Here is a 14,798-nt window from a genome sequence, read left to right on the forward strand (position 1 = left end):
GCCCGACGTCAATCGGCCCGGCCCGACGTCAATCGCCCCGGCCCGGCGTCAGTCCGCCACCGGCTCCAGCAGCGCCAGGTCGTCCTCGCCGAGGGCGATCCGCGCCGCCGCCATGTTCTCCTCCAGATGGGCCAGTGAGCTGGTGCCGGGGATCTGGATGATCGCGGGCGAGCGGGCGAGCCCCCAGGCCAGGGCGATCTGATGCGCGCTCGCACCGTGCCGCTCCGCGACCGTCCGCAGGTTCCCGCTCTCCAGGTCGGTGTGGCCGCCGCCCAGCGCGAAGAACGGCATATAGGCGATCCCGGCCCCGGCGCACTCGTCCACCAGCGCCCCATCGGCCTGATCGAGCACCCCGAACCGGTTCTGCACCGCCGCCACGGGCGCGATCGCGCGGGCCTCGGCCAGCTGCTCGGCGCTCACATTGCTCACCCCGAGCTCCCGCACCAGCCCCTCCTCCCGCAGAGCGGCCAGCGCGCCGAACCGCTCCCCGATCGGCACCCCGCCCACCGCCTTGAGCCGCCCCACCCGCAGATAGACCAGGTCGAGCGCGTCGACGCCGAGCTGCCGCAGGTTCTCCTCGACAAGGCCCCGCAACTGCTCCGGCCGCGCCTCCGCGTACATCTCGCCGGTCGCGGTGCGCAGCGGCCCGATCTTGGTGGCGATGGTGAGGTGCTCGGGGTACGGATGCAGGGCCTCGCGCAGGATGTCGTTGGCCCGCTCGGTGGCGGAGAAGTAGAAGGCGGCGGTGTCGATATGACGGGCGCCCAGCTCCACGGCCCGCCGTGCGACCGCCACGGCCGTCGCCCGCTCGACGGCGGGACCGGCCCACCGCCCCGGCAACTGCATCGCGCCGAAGCCGAGCCGATCGGCGGGTGACGAGAGATGAGAGAACAAGGACGAAGACGAAAAGGACGAAGACGAAGAGGAGGAAGAGGATGAAGATGCGGAGGATGAGTTCATGGGGCAGCATGCGCACCTTTTCGCCCCGACCACAAGATCGGGATCAGCCCGAGGACCGCTCCAGCAGCAGTGCCCGCTCACGGGCGTTACGGGTCAGGGCCGCCGCCCGGACGAACTCCGCCCGGGCCTCCGCATGCCGCCCCAGGCGCTCCAGCAGATCCCCGCGGACGCTCGGCAGCAGGTGGTAGTCCTTGAGCGCCGGTTCCTCCGCCAGCGCCTCGACCAGTTTCAGACCCGCCGCGGGCCCCTCCGCCATCGCGACGGCGACCGCCCGGTTGAGCTCCACCACCGGGGACGGGGCCAGCGCCATCAGCCGGCCGTAGAGGGCGGCGATGGCCGTCCAGTCGGTGTCCTCGTAGCGGATCGCCCGTGCGTGGCAGGCGGCGATGGCGGCCTGGAGGGAGTACGGGCCGTGGCCCGCGCGCTGCAGGGCGTCGGCGCCCCGGCGGATGAGCGGGCGGTTCCACTTGGTGCGGTTCTGGTCGGCGAGCAGCACCGGCTCGCCGCCGGGGCCGGTGCGCGCCGCGATACGGGAGGACTGGAACTCCAGCAGCGCTGCCAGTCCGTGGACTTCGGGCTCCTGGGGCAGCAGCCCGGCCAGGACCCGGGCCAGCCGCAGCGCGTCCTCGCACAGGGCCGGGCGCACCAGATCGTCGCCCGTGGTCGCGGAGTAGCCCTCGTTGAAGATCAGGTAGATGACCTCCAGGACCGAGGAGAGCCGGGCGGTCCGGTCGTCGCCGTACGGCACTTCGAAGGGGACGTCTGCCTGGGCGAGCGTCCGTTTGGCCCGGACGATGCGCTGGGCGACCGTGGGCTCCGGGACCAGGAACGCGCGGGCGATCTCCTCCGTCGTCAGCCCGCCCAGCAGCCGCAGGGTGAGCGCGACCCGGGCCCGGGTCGGCAGCACGGGATGGCAGGCGGTGAAGATCAGCCGCAGCAGATCGTCGTCGATGTCCTCGGCGGTGCGGGCGAGATCCGCCGGATCGGGCGGTGAGACGTCCTCCAGGGCCCGCCCGACCTCCGCCAGCTTGCGCGCGTAGGTCTCCTTACGGCGGACGAGATCGATCGCACGGTGCTTGGCGGTGGCCATGAGCCAGGCGCCCGGATTGTCCGGCACACCCGACTCCGGCCACCGCTCCAGCGCGGTGACCAGGGCGTCCTGCGCGAGTTCCTCGGCCAGCCCGACGTCCCGCACGATGCGGGCGACGCCTGCGATGATCCGCGCGGACTCGATCCTGAAGACCGTCTCGACCGTCCCGGCGATATCGGCGGTTTCAGTCGTTTCGGCTTCGTCAGTCGATTCGACCGCGTCAGTCGATTCGACCGCTTCAGCCGCTTTCGCCCCATCGGCCGGGCTTGCTGCCGTCACGGCCCCTATCAGAGCAGCCGTACGGGGACGGAGCAAGCACTGCCGGTTCAGCCCCCGACGATCTCGCGGACCTCGACGGTGATGTTCCAGAACTCCTCATGGGTCCGCAGGAACCGCTTGGTCCACTCCACGGCCTCGGCCTTGTCCTTGGCCTGGACGATGGAGTAGCCGCCGATGACCTCCTTGCTCTCGGTGAAGGGGCCGTCGGTGCAGCTGATCTTCCCGCCGGACCAGGTGACCCGGGTGCCCTCGGAGGTCGGGGCGAGCCCGGCCGTGTCCAGCATGACCCCGGCCTTGGTCATCTCCTCGATCAGCGCGCCCATCCGCTCCATGAGCTCGGGGCTGGGGCCCTCGGCGGGGGCATTCTGCTCATCGACGCGGATCATCGACAGATAGCGCGGCATGGTGACTCCTCATTCGGCAGACGAAGCGAGATTCGGGACGGAGGCCGGGGGCTTCCCCCGCCTCTCACCCCTGCGTCGAACGGGCACCGCCCGGATCGACAGACCCCACGAGATTTTTTTCGCCGAGGCCGCACCGCCCCGCCCCCGCCCCGGCCCCGCATGACACGCGCCACTATTGCAAGCAAATGCTTGCAATAGTTAGCACACCTGTTGCAGCATCGAGGCATGGCATCACTCAACGTCGGCAACCTCGGCGGGTTCCTCCGTGAGCAGCGGCGCAGTGCGCAGCTGTCACTGCGGCAGCTGGCCGATGCGGCCGGGGTGTCCAATCCGTACCTCAGCCAGATCGAGCGCGGGCTGCGCAAGCCGAGCGCCGAGATCCTGCAGCAGCTGGCGAAGGCGCTGCGGATATCCGCCGAGACCCTGTACGTACAGGCGGGGATCCTCGACGAGCGGGACCGCGAGGAGACCGAGGTGCGCAGCGTGATACTCGCCGACCCCTCGATCAACGAGCGGCAGAAGCAGGTGCTGCTTCAGATCTACGAGTCCTTCCGCAAGGAGAACGGGCTCCAGACCGCCTCGGACGACATCTCCGACCCCTCCGACACCTTCGGCACCGGCGCCGACGTCGCCACACCCTCGAACTGATCCGGGAGGACCATCACCATGGCCATCACCGACGACGTACGCAAGACCCTGACCGACCCGACCCCGCTGTACTTCATGGCGGGCACCGCCGATCTGGCCGCCCAGAAGCTCAAGGAGGTGCCGTCGTTCGTCGAGAAGATCGTCGCCGAGGCCCCGGAGCGCCTGAACGCGGTGCGCAACACCGACCCCAAGGTCGTGCAGGAGCGGGTCTCCCAGCAGGCCAAGGAGGCCCAGGGCAAGCTCAACGAGATGCTGGGCACGATCGACACCGACATCAAGCGGCTGCGCGACACCGCGCAGGACCTCGCCCTGCAGGGTGTGGGCCGGGCCGCCGAGCTCGCCGTGAAGGCGCGGGAGCGGTACGACGAGGTGGCCGAGCACGGCCAGGAGGTCGTGCGGACCTGGCGCGGTGAGGCGGCCGACGAGGTCGTCGACATCGCCGGCGCCATCGAGCCCCACGAGGGGCGTGACGGCAACGCGGCGGCCCGTTCGAAGGCCCCGTCGCAGTCGGTCGCCATGGACTCGTCCAAGGAGGCCCCGAAGTCGGCGGCCAAGCCGGCCACCCCGGCCCCGTCGAGCAACTCCGGCCACTCCGGCCACTCCGGCCACTCGGGCCACTCGGGCGCGCAGACGTCCGCGGCCTCCTCGTCCTCGCAGGCCAAGAAGGCCCAGGCGCGTGGCAACAAGCCCGCCACGCCCGCCAAGCGGCCGGAGCCGAAGTCGGCCGGCTGACGAGCGCACGTCCACGACCGGGCCGGGTACGGCAGGTAAGCCCTGCGTGCCCGGCCCGGTGTGCGGGTACGGTGGCCCGCAGAGACGCGTCCCATACATATCTTCTAGGCGGTGGATGGCGTGCTGGTTGAAGGCTTCGGCAAGCTGATGTACTGGGTCTCCTGGGCCCTGCTCCTCTTCAGCCTCTTCGCCTTCGTCGACTCGGCGATCCGCCGGGATGACGCGTACCGGGCGGCGGACAAGCAGACCAAGGCGTTCTGGCTGATCATCCTCGGCCTCGCCGCCGCGGTGAACTTCTTCATGGGGATCCTGGACTTCCTGCCGATCATCGGGCTGATCGCGACGATCGTGTACATCGTCGACGTCCGGCCCGCACTGCGGCAGGTCTCCGGTGGTGGCCGCCGCTGGCCGCGCGGCCGCGGCTCCAGCTCCGACGGCCCTTACGGCCCCTTCAACGGCCGGTAGGACGCGTCGAGCGTCCGGCGGCGTCCGGCGGCGGACACGGGGCGACAGACAGCGGAACCGACCGGGCCGCGGCCGATCAGCCGCGGTCCAGCAGCAGCACCGCGAGATCGTCGGTCAGCTCCCCGCCGTTCAGCGAGCGCACCTCGGTGACGGTCGCGTCCAGCAGCTCCTCGCCGCGCCGTCCCTCCGCGACCTGGCGGGCGACGATCTCGACCATCCCCTCCTGGCCGAGCCGCTGCACCCCCGTACCGACGCGGCCCTCGATCAGCCCGTCGGTGTACATCATCAGGCTCCACGCCCCGCCGAGCTCGACCTCGCGGCGCGGCCAGCGGGCGTTCGGCAGCAGGCCGAGCGCCGGGCCGTTCTCGTCGGTGGGCAGCAGCCGGGGCGCCATGCTCGGGCGGATCGCCAGCGGTGAGGGGTGCCCGGCCAGGCAGACCCCGGCCCGGCGGCCGTCCGGTGCGATATCGACCGTGCACAGTGTGGCGAAGATCTCATCGTCGGCGCGTTCGTTCTCCAGCACCTGCTGAAGGGTGCCGAGCAGCTGATCGCCGCAGAGTCCGGCGAAGGTCAGGGCGCGCCAGGCGATCCGCAGCTCCACCCCGAGGGCGGCCTCGTCCGGGCCGTGGCCGCAGACGTCGCCGATCATCGCGTGGACCGTGCCGTCCGGGGTGCGGACGGTGTCGTAGAAGTCGCCGCCGAGCAGGGCCCGGCTGCGGCCGGGCCGGTAGCGGGCGGCGAAGCGCAGCCCGGAGCCGTCCAGCAGCGGGGTGGGCAGCAGTCCGCGCTCCAGCCGGGCGTTCTCCTGGGCGCGCAGCCGTGACTCGGTGAGCTGGCGCTGGGCGAGGTCGGAGCGTTTGCGCTCGACGGCGTAGCGGATGGCGCGGCTGAGGATCCGGCCGTCCAGCTCGCCGCGGAAGAGGAAGTCCTGGGCGCCCACCCGCACCGCCTCGGCGGCGCGCTCGGCGTCGTCCTCCGCGGTCAGGACGAGGACGGCGTGCAGGGGCGCGAGCCGCAGCACCTCGTGCAGCGCGGCCAGCGAGCCCGCGCCGGCGTGGTCCGGGCCCGGGAGGGCGAGGAGGATGCACTGCACCCCGTCGGTGAGCAGCCGGCTGGCCTCGGTGAGGTTGCGCGCCGTACGGATGCGGACTCGATTACCCTCGGTGTCCAGCATCTCGGGAACGTTGAAGGCACCGGACGGATCGTCCTCGATCACCAGCAGGGTGAGCCCGTTGTCGGGCAGGGCGGCGGGACCGGCCTCCGGGGCCGGTGCCTCCCGTTGCCTCGGCACGGGTACGGACATCGCTCGATTCCTTCCCTCCCCCCGAGGGCGCGCGCCGCCGACCGGTGGAGCGCAGTGGGATTCCGGTACGCACACCGACTGGTCGGTTTCAGCGGCCCCAGAGCGCGGGTACCGGATATTGCCAGGCGACTTTAGCGCTAGGCGGCCGTTTCACGGAATGACCTCCAGGCACCGACTTTTGTCATATGCCGCACGTCATGCGGCACTTGGTGGCCCGGGAGACAATCCCGAGATGACGAACATCACGCTGGCACTGGGAGACATCACGGAGCAGAGCGTGGACGCGGTCGTGAACGCGGCCAACTCCTCCCTGTTGGGAGGGGGTGGCGTCGATGGAGCCATCCATCGACGGGGCGGACCCGACATTCTGGATGAATGCCGCGATTTGCGTGCGTCCCGCTATGGCAAGGGCCTTCCGGCCGGGCAGGCGGTCGCCACCACGGCCGGGCGGCTGCCGGCCGCCTGGGTGATCCATACGGTCGGACCGGTCTTCTCAACGGCCGAGGACCGCTCGGCCACGCTCGCCTCCTGCTACCGCGAGGCACTGCGGATCGCCGATGAGCTGGGCGCCCGTACGGTGGCCTTCCCGGCCGTCTCGACCGGCGTCTACCGCTGGCCCCTGGACGACGCGGCCCGGATCGCGCTCACCACAGTCCGCGACGCGGACACCGCGGTCACCGAGGCCCGCTTCGTCCTCTTCGACCAGCGCGCGTACGACGCCTTCGAGACGGCCCTGAACGGGCTCCCGCCGACCTGAACCTGAGGCCGCCGGGCGGCCCCCCGCCGCGCTCCCTCACGTCCGTACTACCGCGCGTCCGGCCGGACCACGCCCAGGATCGGCATCGAGCCCGCGCCCGCGAACGTGACCTGGCGGCCGGGGCGGGGGGCGTGGATCATCGCGCCACCGCCCACGTACATCCCCACATGGCTCGCGTCCCTGAAGTAGATGATCAGATCGCCCGGGCGCATGTCCTTCGCGCTCACCTTGGGCAGCAGCCTCCACTGCTCCTGCGAGGTCCGCGGGATCGCCCGGCCGGCCGCCGCCCACGCCCGCTGGGTCAGCCCCGAGCAGTCATAGGTGTCCGGGCCCACCGCGCCCCACACATAGTTCTTGCCGAGCTGGGCCTGCGCGAAGTCGACCGCGCGCCCGCCCATCGCGGTGGCGCCGCCGCCGAGCTCCCGCAGTATCCCGGTGTCCAGCCACTTCGCCTGCGCGCCCCGGGCCTTGTCCTCCTCCAGCTGACGCAGCCGCTCCCGTTCGTCCTTCGCCAGCCGGGACTCCAGCCGCTGCGCCCGGGCCAGCTTGCGCAGGATCTCCTTCTTCGCCGCCGCCTTCTTCGCCCGGCTCCGGTCCAGCCGCTCCCACTCCTGGGAGGCCGAGTCGGCGTAGCGGTCGAGCGCCACCTGGGTGCGCTCCAGACGGCCGATCAGGCCGTTGGTCGCCTGTTCACCCTTGCGGGCGAGCGTGACACCGTCGAGGAAGTCGCCCGGATCGCCGTTGAGGAACAGCCGCGCCTCCGCCGGCATCCCGCCGCCCCGGTACTGCGCCCGGGCCATCGCCCCGGCCCGCTTGCGCAGTCCGGCCATCTCCTTCTGGGCCTTCACCACGGCTCGGGCGATCTTCAGGATGGCCTTCTCCTGACGGGTCTGTTTCTCCCGCGCCAGGTTGTACGCGTCCGTGGCGGCCTCCGCCTTGCGGTAGAGCCCGTCGACCTCCTGGTGGACCTGCTCCAGGCTCTGGCCCCCACTCGCGCCGCCACCGGCCCCGCCGCCCGGCCCCGGAGCCGGTCCCGGCTCGCCGGGCGCGGCGTACGCCGTCTCCGGCACGGCCGACAGTCCCAGCGCGCAGACCAGCGCGGTGGCCGCGGCGACGCTCACACCCCTCCCTCTCCCGTCCCGCCTCACCCGCGGTCTCCTCTCGTTCCGTTCCGGCCGTGCGCGCTCCTGTCCCTCTCGCGCGCCAGACCTGACGTACCGGCACGTAGGGACGGATAGTGACATGCCGTACCGCAATTCGACAGAGACACGCGGCGGTTACTCCAGCAGCCACCCCGAACCGGTTCACCGGACGGGTGTCGCACAGATGTCGGACGGACCTGGCGCAACCTCCGCAAGGACGTCGTCCGGCTCGGGATCGGGCCGTGACCTGGCCGTGACATGGCCACCACACTGACGGCCGAGGTTCACCATCCGTTAACTCGCCCCCTCAGGCCGCTTCACCTGATCTGCCTACTTTCGGCCCTACTGAGCGTGAGCCGAGTACGGCTCCGGCCCACGCCGCACGAAGTGCGCTCCACCCCATCTCGCGCGCCGTCCCCCAACCGGCGGCTCCTGGAAGGAACTCCTGAAAGTGAAGCTTCAGCGCAAGAACCGGCTTCGCGCCATCACCGCCGGTGCCCTTGCTGTCTCCGGCGTCCTTGTCCTCACGGCGTGCGGTTCCGACAACAACAGCGACTCGGGCGGCGGTGGCTCCAAGGCCGCTTCCAACATCAAGTGTGACGGCAAGGGGCAGCTGCTGGCCTCGGGCTCGTCCGCGCAGAAGAACGCCATGGACCTGTGGATCAAGACCTACGGCGCCGCCTGCAAGGACACCAAGCTCAACTACAAGGCCACCGGCTCGGGCGCGGGTATCCAGGAGTTCCTGCAGGGCAAGACCGCCTTCGCGGGCTCCGACTCGGCGCTGAAGCCCGAGGAGGTCAAGTCCTCCGAGAGGATCTGCAAGGGCGGCAAGGCCATTGACCTGCCGATGGTCGGTGGCCCGATCGCCGTCGGCTTCAACGTGCCCGGCGTCGACAAGCTGACGCTGAACGCCGACGTCCTCGGCAAGATCTTCAACTCCGAGATCAAGAAGTGGGACGACCCCGCGATCAAGGCGCTGAACAAGGACGCGAAGCTCCCGAGCCTCAAGATCCAGGCGTTCCACCGCTCCGACGAGTCGGGCACCACGGACAACTTCACCAAGTACCTCAAGGCCGCCGCCCCGAAGGCGTGGCCGCACGAGCCGGGCAAGGCGTGGGAGGGCGAGGGCGGCCAGTCGGCCGACGGCTCCTCCGGTGTCTCCTCGCAGGTCAAGCAGGTCTCGGGCGCGATCTCGTACTTCGAGCTGTCCTACGCGACCGCGAACAGCATCAAGACCGTCGACCTGGACACCGGCGCCTCCGCCCCGGTCCAGGCCACCGTCGAGAACGCCTCCAAGGCCATCTCCGAGGCCAAGATCAAGGGCACCGGCAGCGACCTGGCCCTCGACCTGGCGTACGACACCAAGGCGGACGGCGCTTACCCGATCACCCTGGTCACCTACGAGATCGCCTGTGACAAGGGCAACAAGGCGAGCACCCTCGCCGCGACCAAGTCCTTCCTGACCTACGTCGCCAGCGAGGACGGCCAGACCTCCCTCAAGGAGCTCGGCTACGCCCCGCTCCCGACCGAGATCGCCAACAAGGTCCGCGAGAGCGTCAAGAGCCTCTCCTGACCCGAGTGCGGCTGACTCCGCCGTGGCAATCGCCGCGGCGGAGTCAGCCGCATTGTCCGGTGCACCGCCGCACCAGGAGCCTCATCCGCATCAGGCTCCGCAGACCGGAGAACTCATGAAAACGGATATAGAACCCACATCATCAGCCGCCGGGTCTCCACCCAAGGTCAAGACCCGCTCCACCGGCCGCGTCGGTGACAAGATCTTCCTCGGCCTCTCCCGGGGTTCCGGTATCGCCCTGCTGGTGATCATGGCGGCCATCGCGGCCTTCCTCACCTACCGCGCCGCCATCGCGATCTCCAAGGACGAGGCCAACTTCCTCACGTACTTCGAGTGGAACACCGGCTCCTCGCCGATGCGGTTCGGCATCGCCGTCCTCGCCTACGGCACGGTCGTCAGCTCGATCATCGCCATGGTCATCGCGGTCCCGATCGCCGTGGGCATCGCGCTGTTCATCTCGCACTACGCCCCGCGCCAGCTGGCCACTCCGGTCGCCTATGTGATCGACCTGCTCGCCGCGGTCCCCAGCATCGTCTACGGCCTGTGGGGCGCGCTCTTCCTCGTCCCGCATCTGACCGGCCTGTACACCTGGTTCGACGACTACCTGGGCTGGACCGGGGTCCTCAGCTACCAGGGCGGCCCCGCGCGCTCCCTGTTCACCGTCGGCATCCTGCTGGCGATCATGATCCTGCCGATCGTCACCAGCGTGAGCCGCGAGGTGTTCCGGCAGGTCCCGAAGATGCACGAGGAGGCGGCGCTGGCGCTCGGCGCCACCCGCTGGGAGGTCATCCGGATGTCGGTCCTCCCGTTCGGCCGCTCCGGCATCATCAGCGCCTCGATGCTGGGCCTGGGCCGTGCGCTGGGCGAGACCATGGCGGTCGCCACCGTGCTGTCCCCCAACTTCCTGATCGAGACCAGCCTGCTGGACGGGGGCGGCGGCACCTTCGCCCAGAACATCGCCAGCCGCTTCAAGGAAGCCGGTAACGACGGCCGCGACGCGCTGATCGCCTCCGGTCTCGTGCTGTTCGTCATCACCCTGCTGGTGAACGGCGCCGCGCGAATGATCATCGCCCGCCGCAAGGAGTACTCGGGGACCGCCGCATGAGTAACGCTGTCGTGAGCAAGAGCGCGCACCGAACTTCCAGCCTCAAGCAGGCCCGTCTGCCGCGGTGGACCCCGTACGCCCTGGTCGTCGGCTCGGCGGCGGTGGGTGCGGGCATCGGCGCCGCCCTGGGAACGGACAATCCGCTCCAGTGGGGGCTGTTCGCCGCCCTGGTGTTCATCATCTCCTCGTACGTCCTCGGCGCCGTGGTCGAGGGTGGCCGGCAGGCCAGGGACCGGCTGGCCACCAGCCTGGTCTGGGTCTGCTTCCTGCTCGCCGTCATCCCGCTGCTCTCCCTGCTCTGGGAGACCATCGACCGCGGCCGGACGGTGCTCGACGGCTACTTCCTGGGCCACTCCATGGAGGGTGTGCAGACGATCCTGCCCGGCGGTGGCGCGTACCACGCGATCATCGGCACCCTGGAGCAGGTCGGCCTCGCCGCCCTCATCGCCGTTCCGATCGGCCTGCTGACCGCCATCTACCTGGTGGAGTACGGCCGCGGCCGGCTCGCCAAGGCCGTCACCTTCTTCGTCGACGTGATGACGGGTATCCCCTCGATCGTCGCCGGTCTGTTCATCCTCAGCTTCTGGATCATCATTCTCGGCTTCAGCTACTCGGGCTTCGCCGGTGCCATGGCGCTGGCCATCCTGATGATGCCGATCGTCGTCCGCTCGACCGAGGAAATGCTCAAGCTGGTCCCGGACGAGCTGCGTGAGGCGTCCCTCGCGCTCGGCGTGCCCAAGTGGCGCACCATCCTCAAGGTGGTGCTGCCCACCGCGATCGGCGGAATCACCACGGGTGTGATGCTCGCGGTCGCCCGTATCGCCGGTGAGTCCGCCCCCATCGTGCTGCTGGTCTTCGGTGCCGCGGGGATCAACAACAACCCGTTCGAAGGCGCCCAGTCGTCGCTGCCGTACTACATCTACGAGCAGTGGCAGCTCGGCAACGATGCCTCCTTCAACCGGGCCTGGGCCGCTGCGCTCGTACTCATCGCCTTCGTCATGATCCTGAACCTGGTGGCCCGCGGCATCGCCCGCTGGAAGGCCCCGAAGTCCGGCCGCTGAGGCCAAGAAGAAGAGAAGTGATTCACATGGCCAAGCGCATCGACGTCAGCGGCCTGACGGCCTACTACGGCACCCACAAAGCCATCGAGGACATCTCGATGACGGTCGAGCCCCGCTCGGTGACCGCCTTCATCGGCCCCTCGGGCTGCGGCAAGTCGACCTTCCTGCGCACCCTCAACCGGATGCACGAGGTCACCCCCGGCGGCCGGGTCGAGGGCAAGGTGATGCTCGACGACGAGAACCTCTACGGCTCGGGCGTGGACCCGGTCTCCGTGCGCCGTACGGTCGGCATGGTCTTCCAGCGCCCCAACCCGTTCCCGACGATGTCCATCTTCGAGAACGTCGCCGCCGGGCTGAAGCTCAACGGCTCGTACCGCAAGAGCGAGCTCGAGGCCGTCGTCGAGAAGTCCCTCAAGGGCGCCAACCTGTGGAACGAGGTCAAGGACCGGCTGAACAAGCCGGGCGCCGGCCTCTCCGGTGGTCAGCAGCAGCGGCTGTGCATCGCCCGCGCCATCGCGGTCGAGCCCGATGTGCTGCTGATGGACGAGCCCTGCTCGGCGCTGGACCCGATATCGACGCTCGCCATCGAGGACCTGATCGGTGAGCTCAAGGAGCGCTTCACGATCGTCATCGTGACGCACAACATGCAGCAGGCGGCGCGCGTCTCGGACCGTACGGCCTTCTTCAACCTGGCCGGCGTCGGCCAGCCCGGCAAGCTCATCGAGATCGACGAGACCGAGCGGATCTTCTCCAACCCGTCGGTGCAGGCGACCGAGGACTACATCTCGGGCCGCTTCGGCTGATCAGGCTCCTCGCCGCACTCCCGGCGAGGACAGAACGTCCTGCGGTGCTGCATGGCGGTGCCACCGCAAGACGAAGGGCCCGCCCCTGGCTCCCGGGGGCGGGCCCGCTTTTGTGTCTCTGCTTCTGGCATCTGCGTACGGCGGTCGGCCGGAGCGCGTGGGGGGGGCAGCCCTGATACGTACGGCGGTCAGCCGAAGGCCAGGTTGACGATCCAGTAGCTGAGCGCGGCGACTGCGGCCGCGGCCGGCATGGTGATGAACCAGCCGAGGATGATGTTCTTCGCGACCCCCCAGCGGACCGCGCTGACCCGCTTGGTCGCCCCCACACCCATGATCGCCGAGGTGATGACATGGGTGGTCGAGATGGGCGCCTGGAACATGAACGACGCCGTGTACATGACCCCGGCCGCCGTGGTCTCCGCCGCGAACCCCTGCGGCGGGTCCAGCTCGATGATCCGCCGTCCCAGCGTGCGCATGATGCGCCAGCCGCCCGCGTAGGTGCCGAGCGACAGCATCGCGGCGCAGGCGATCTTCACCCACACCGGAATCGCGTCGCCTTCGTCCTCGACACCCCCGATGACCAGGGCCATCACCACGACACCCATGGTCTTCTGGGCGTCCTGGAGGCCGTGGCCGAGCGCCATGCCCGCCGCCGAGACGGTCTGCGCTATCCGGAAGCCGCGCTTGGCCTTGTGCGGGTTGGCGTCACGGAACAGCCAGAGGATGACCACCATCACGAAGTAGCCCAGCACCAGGCCGACGATGGGAGACAGGACCATCGGGATGACGATCTTCTCCAGTACCCCGTCCCAGTGGACCGTGCTCGCCCCCGCCAGCGCCGCGCCGACCAGCCCGCCGAACAGCGCGTGCGAGGACGAGGAGGGCAGACCGTAATACCAGGTCACCATGTTCCAGGTGATCGCGCCGACCAGCCCTGCGAACAAGATCATCATGCCTTGGTCGCCGGTGGGGGTGGCGATCAGGCCCTCGCTGACGGTCTTGGCGACGCCGCTGCCGAGGAAGGCACCCGCGAGGTTCATCACGGCGGCCATCGCGAGCGCCGCCCTGGGGGTCAGCGCCCGGGTGGAGACCGAGGTCGCGATGGCGTTGGCCGAGTCGTGGAAGCCGTTGGTATAGGTGAAGAAGAGCGCGACCGCGATGGTCACGACAAGCGCGAAGGTGTCCATGCCGGGGCTCAGGACTCCTTGACGGCGATGGTCTCGACCGTGTTGGCCACGTGCTCGAAGGCGTCGGCCGCTTCCTCCAGCACATCGACGATCTGCTTGAGCTTGAGCACCTCTATCGCGTCGTACTTACCGTTGAAGAGGTGGGCCAGGAGCCTGCGGTGGATCTGGTCGGCCTGGTTCTCCAAGCGATTGACCTCGATCCAGTACTCGGTGAGGTTGGTCATGGTGCGCAGATTCGGCATCGCCTCGGCGGTCAGCTCGGCCGCCCGCGCCAGCACCTCGATCTGCTGCTCGACCCCCTTGGGCAGCTCGTCGACCTGGTAGAGGACGACCAGGTCGACGGCCTCCTCCATGAAGTCCATGATGTCGTCGAGGGACGAGGCCAGGCGGTAGATGTCCTCACGGTCGAACGGCGTGATGAAGGAGGAGTTCAGCTGGTGGAAGATCGCGTGTGTGGCGTCGTCCCCCGCGTGCTCCGCGGCCCTCATCCGCTCCGAGATCTCGGCACGAGCGGAGGAGTCCGCCCCGAGCAGTTCCATCAGGAGCTTGGAGCCGGTCACGATGTTGTCCGCGGACGCGGCGAACATGTCGTAAAAGCTCGTCTCCCTGGGGGTCAGACGAAAGCGCACTGGGGATCCTCGGATGCAGCGGATGGGGACTCGTCGATGCTAGGCGCATCTTCCGGCCACGGTAACCGGCGATCCCAGTGTCGCCCATCGGGCAGAGTGCTCAGCACGGGGGCCCGGTTCGACCGGAAAAGCCGGTACCATATACCCACTGGGGGTATATGCGGACATTGCGTAATCAACGGGAGGACGCCATGACGACCACGGCAGCCGACACCACCGCGCCCACCGACGGCGACGAGCGGGGCCAGACGTCCGGGCATACTTCCGCCCAGGAGTCCGTACCCCACGGTGGCCATGGATACGCCAAACAAAAGGATCAGCACCTCAAGCGGTTGCGCCGGATCGAGGGCCAGATCAGGGGACTGCAGCGGATGGTCGAGGAAGACGTCTACTGCATCGACATACTCACCCAGGTCTCGGCCGGCACCAAGGCGCTCCAGTCCTTCGCCCTCCAGTTGCTCGAGGAGCATCTGCGCCACTGCGTCGCCAGCGCGGCCGTGGAGAGCGCCGCCCAGGGCGAGACGGAGGGCACGAGCGAGGTCGACGCCAAGGTGGCCGAGGCCACGGCGGCCATCGCCCGGCTGCTGCGGACCTGAGCTCCTACCGGCACGGCCCGCCCGGGCCCGTCCCGGGCGTTGACATGACCGCAGCCGTGTGCGG

Annotated in this window: 16 protein-coding genes; 9 read left to right on the top strand and 7 right to left on the bottom strand. The window is 69.5% G+C overall.

Annotation, left to right across the window (positions count from 1 at the left end):
- Positions 1 to 48: 48 nt before the first annotated feature.
- The 3 genes from J8403_RS20095 to J8403_RS20105 form a co-directional block, all read right to left on the bottom strand.
- The gene (locus J8403_RS20095; RefSeq protein WP_425519815.1) at positions 49 to 960 is read right to left on the bottom strand and encodes an oxidoreductase; all 912 of its coding nucleotides are present in this window, start codon (positions 958 to 960) and stop codon (positions 49 to 51) included.
- A gap of 43 nt (positions 961 to 1,003) precedes the next feature.
- Positions 1,004 to 2,224, bottom strand: a complete 1,221-nt coding sequence (locus J8403_RS20100; RefSeq protein ID WP_211128342.1) for an RNA polymerase sigma factor — start codon at positions 2,222 to 2,224, stop codon at positions 1,004 to 1,006.
- A 152-nt stretch (positions 2,225 to 2,376) separates the two neighbouring features.
- Positions 2,377 to 2,733, bottom strand: a complete 357-nt coding sequence (locus J8403_RS20105) for a YciI family protein (protein ID WP_211124384.1) — start codon at positions 2,731 to 2,733, stop codon at positions 2,377 to 2,379.
- A 225-nt stretch (positions 2,734 to 2,958) separates the two neighbouring features.
- On the opposite strand from J8403_RS20105, the gene J8403_RS20110 reads away from it, so the two are divergent.
- The 3 genes from J8403_RS20110 to J8403_RS20120 all read left to right on the top strand — a co-directional run bounded on the left by J8403_RS20110 (position 2,959) and on the right by J8403_RS20120 (position 4,578).
- Entirely contained in the window at positions 2,959 to 3,381 is a 423-nt protein-coding gene (locus J8403_RS20110) for a helix-turn-helix domain-containing protein (protein ID WP_059145918.1), read from the top strand.
- An 18-nt stretch (positions 3,382 to 3,399) separates the two neighbouring features.
- A complete protein-coding gene (locus J8403_RS20115; RefSeq protein WP_211124385.1) occupies positions 3,400 to 4,113 on the top strand; it encodes a hypothetical protein in 714 nt (237 codons plus the stop codon).
- A 120-nt stretch (positions 4,114 to 4,233) separates the two neighbouring features.
- Positions 4,234 to 4,578, top strand: coding sequence for a DUF2516 family protein (locus tag J8403_RS20120; protein ID WP_014053906.1), 345 nt, complete (start codon positions 4,234 to 4,236; stop codon positions 4,576 to 4,578).
- Between the two features lie 76 nt (positions 4,579 to 4,654).
- On the opposite strand, the gene J8403_RS20125 is transcribed toward J8403_RS20120, so the two are convergent.
- Complete coding sequence (locus tag J8403_RS20125; RefSeq protein WP_211124386.1) at positions 4,655 to 5,881, bottom strand: PP2C family protein-serine/threonine phosphatase; 1,227 nt, start codon at positions 5,879 to 5,881, stop codon at positions 4,655 to 4,657.
- A 232-nt stretch (positions 5,882 to 6,113) separates the two neighbouring features.
- Here J8403_RS20125 and J8403_RS20130 point away from each other — a divergent pair, with 232 nt between their 5' ends.
- Positions 6,114 to 6,638, top strand: coding sequence for an O-acetyl-ADP-ribose deacetylase (locus J8403_RS20130; RefSeq protein WP_211124387.1), 525 nt, complete (start codon positions 6,114 to 6,116; stop codon positions 6,636 to 6,638).
- Positions 6,639 to 6,685: 47 nt separating this feature from the next.
- On the opposite strand, the gene J8403_RS20135 is transcribed toward J8403_RS20130, so the two are convergent.
- Positions 6,686 to 7,786, bottom strand: coding sequence for a C40 family peptidase (locus tag J8403_RS20135; RefSeq protein WP_211124388.1), 1,101 nt, complete (start codon positions 7,784 to 7,786; stop codon positions 6,686 to 6,688).
- Between the two features lie 445 nt (positions 7,787 to 8,231).
- Here J8403_RS20135 and pstS point away from each other — a divergent pair, with 445 nt between their 5' ends.
- From pstS to pstB, 4 genes are all read left to right on the top strand, one after another.
- A complete protein-coding gene (gene pstS / locus J8403_RS20140; protein WP_211124389.1) occupies positions 8,232 to 9,353 on the top strand; it encodes a phosphate ABC transporter substrate-binding protein PstS in 1,122 nt (373 codons plus the stop codon).
- 115 nt (positions 9,354 to 9,468) lie between these two features.
- Positions 9,469 to 10,458, top strand: a complete 990-nt coding sequence (gene pstC / locus J8403_RS20145; protein ID WP_211124390.1) for a phosphate ABC transporter permease subunit PstC — start codon at positions 9,469 to 9,471, stop codon at positions 10,456 to 10,458.
- Positions 10,455 to 11,519, top strand: coding sequence for a phosphate ABC transporter permease PstA (gene pstA / locus J8403_RS20150; protein WP_211124391.1), 1,065 nt, complete (start codon positions 10,455 to 10,457; stop codon positions 11,517 to 11,519). Before pstC ends, pstA begins: the two co-directional genes overlap by 4 nt.
- A gap of 26 nt (positions 11,520 to 11,545) precedes the next feature.
- Positions 11,546 to 12,322: a phosphate ABC transporter ATP-binding protein PstB gene (pstB, locus tag J8403_RS20155; RefSeq protein ID WP_093463590.1), complete on the top strand. Its 777-nt coding sequence runs from the start codon at positions 11,546 to 11,548 to the stop codon at positions 12,320 to 12,322.
- 188 nt (positions 12,323 to 12,510) lie between these two features.
- On the opposite strand, the gene J8403_RS20160 is transcribed toward pstB, so the two are convergent.
- Both J8403_RS20160 and J8403_RS20165 read right to left on the bottom strand, forming a co-directional pair.
- Positions 12,511 to 13,509 carry an inorganic phosphate transporter gene (locus J8403_RS20160; RefSeq protein WP_211124392.1) on the bottom strand — a complete coding sequence of 333 codons (999 nt, stop codon included), beginning with the start codon at positions 13,507 to 13,509 and terminating at the stop codon, positions 12,511 to 12,513.
- 8 nt (positions 13,510 to 13,517) lie between these two features.
- Entirely contained in the window at positions 13,518 to 14,138 is a 621-nt protein-coding gene (locus tag J8403_RS20165; RefSeq protein ID WP_161560501.1) for a DUF47 domain-containing protein, read from the bottom strand.
- A 191-nt stretch (positions 14,139 to 14,329) separates the two neighbouring features.
- Between J8403_RS20165 and J8403_RS20170 the strand changes: the two genes are divergently transcribed.
- Entirely contained in the window at positions 14,330 to 14,734 is a 405-nt protein-coding gene (locus J8403_RS20170) for a metal-sensitive transcriptional regulator (protein ID WP_059145907.1), read from the top strand.
- The last annotated feature ends 64 nt before the right edge of the window (positions 14,735 to 14,798 follow it).

Origin of the sequence: Streptomyces yatensis (assembly GCF_018069625.1) — a bacterium.
GTDB lineage: Bacteria > Actinomycetota > Actinomycetes > Streptomycetales > Streptomycetaceae > Streptomyces > Streptomyces yatensis.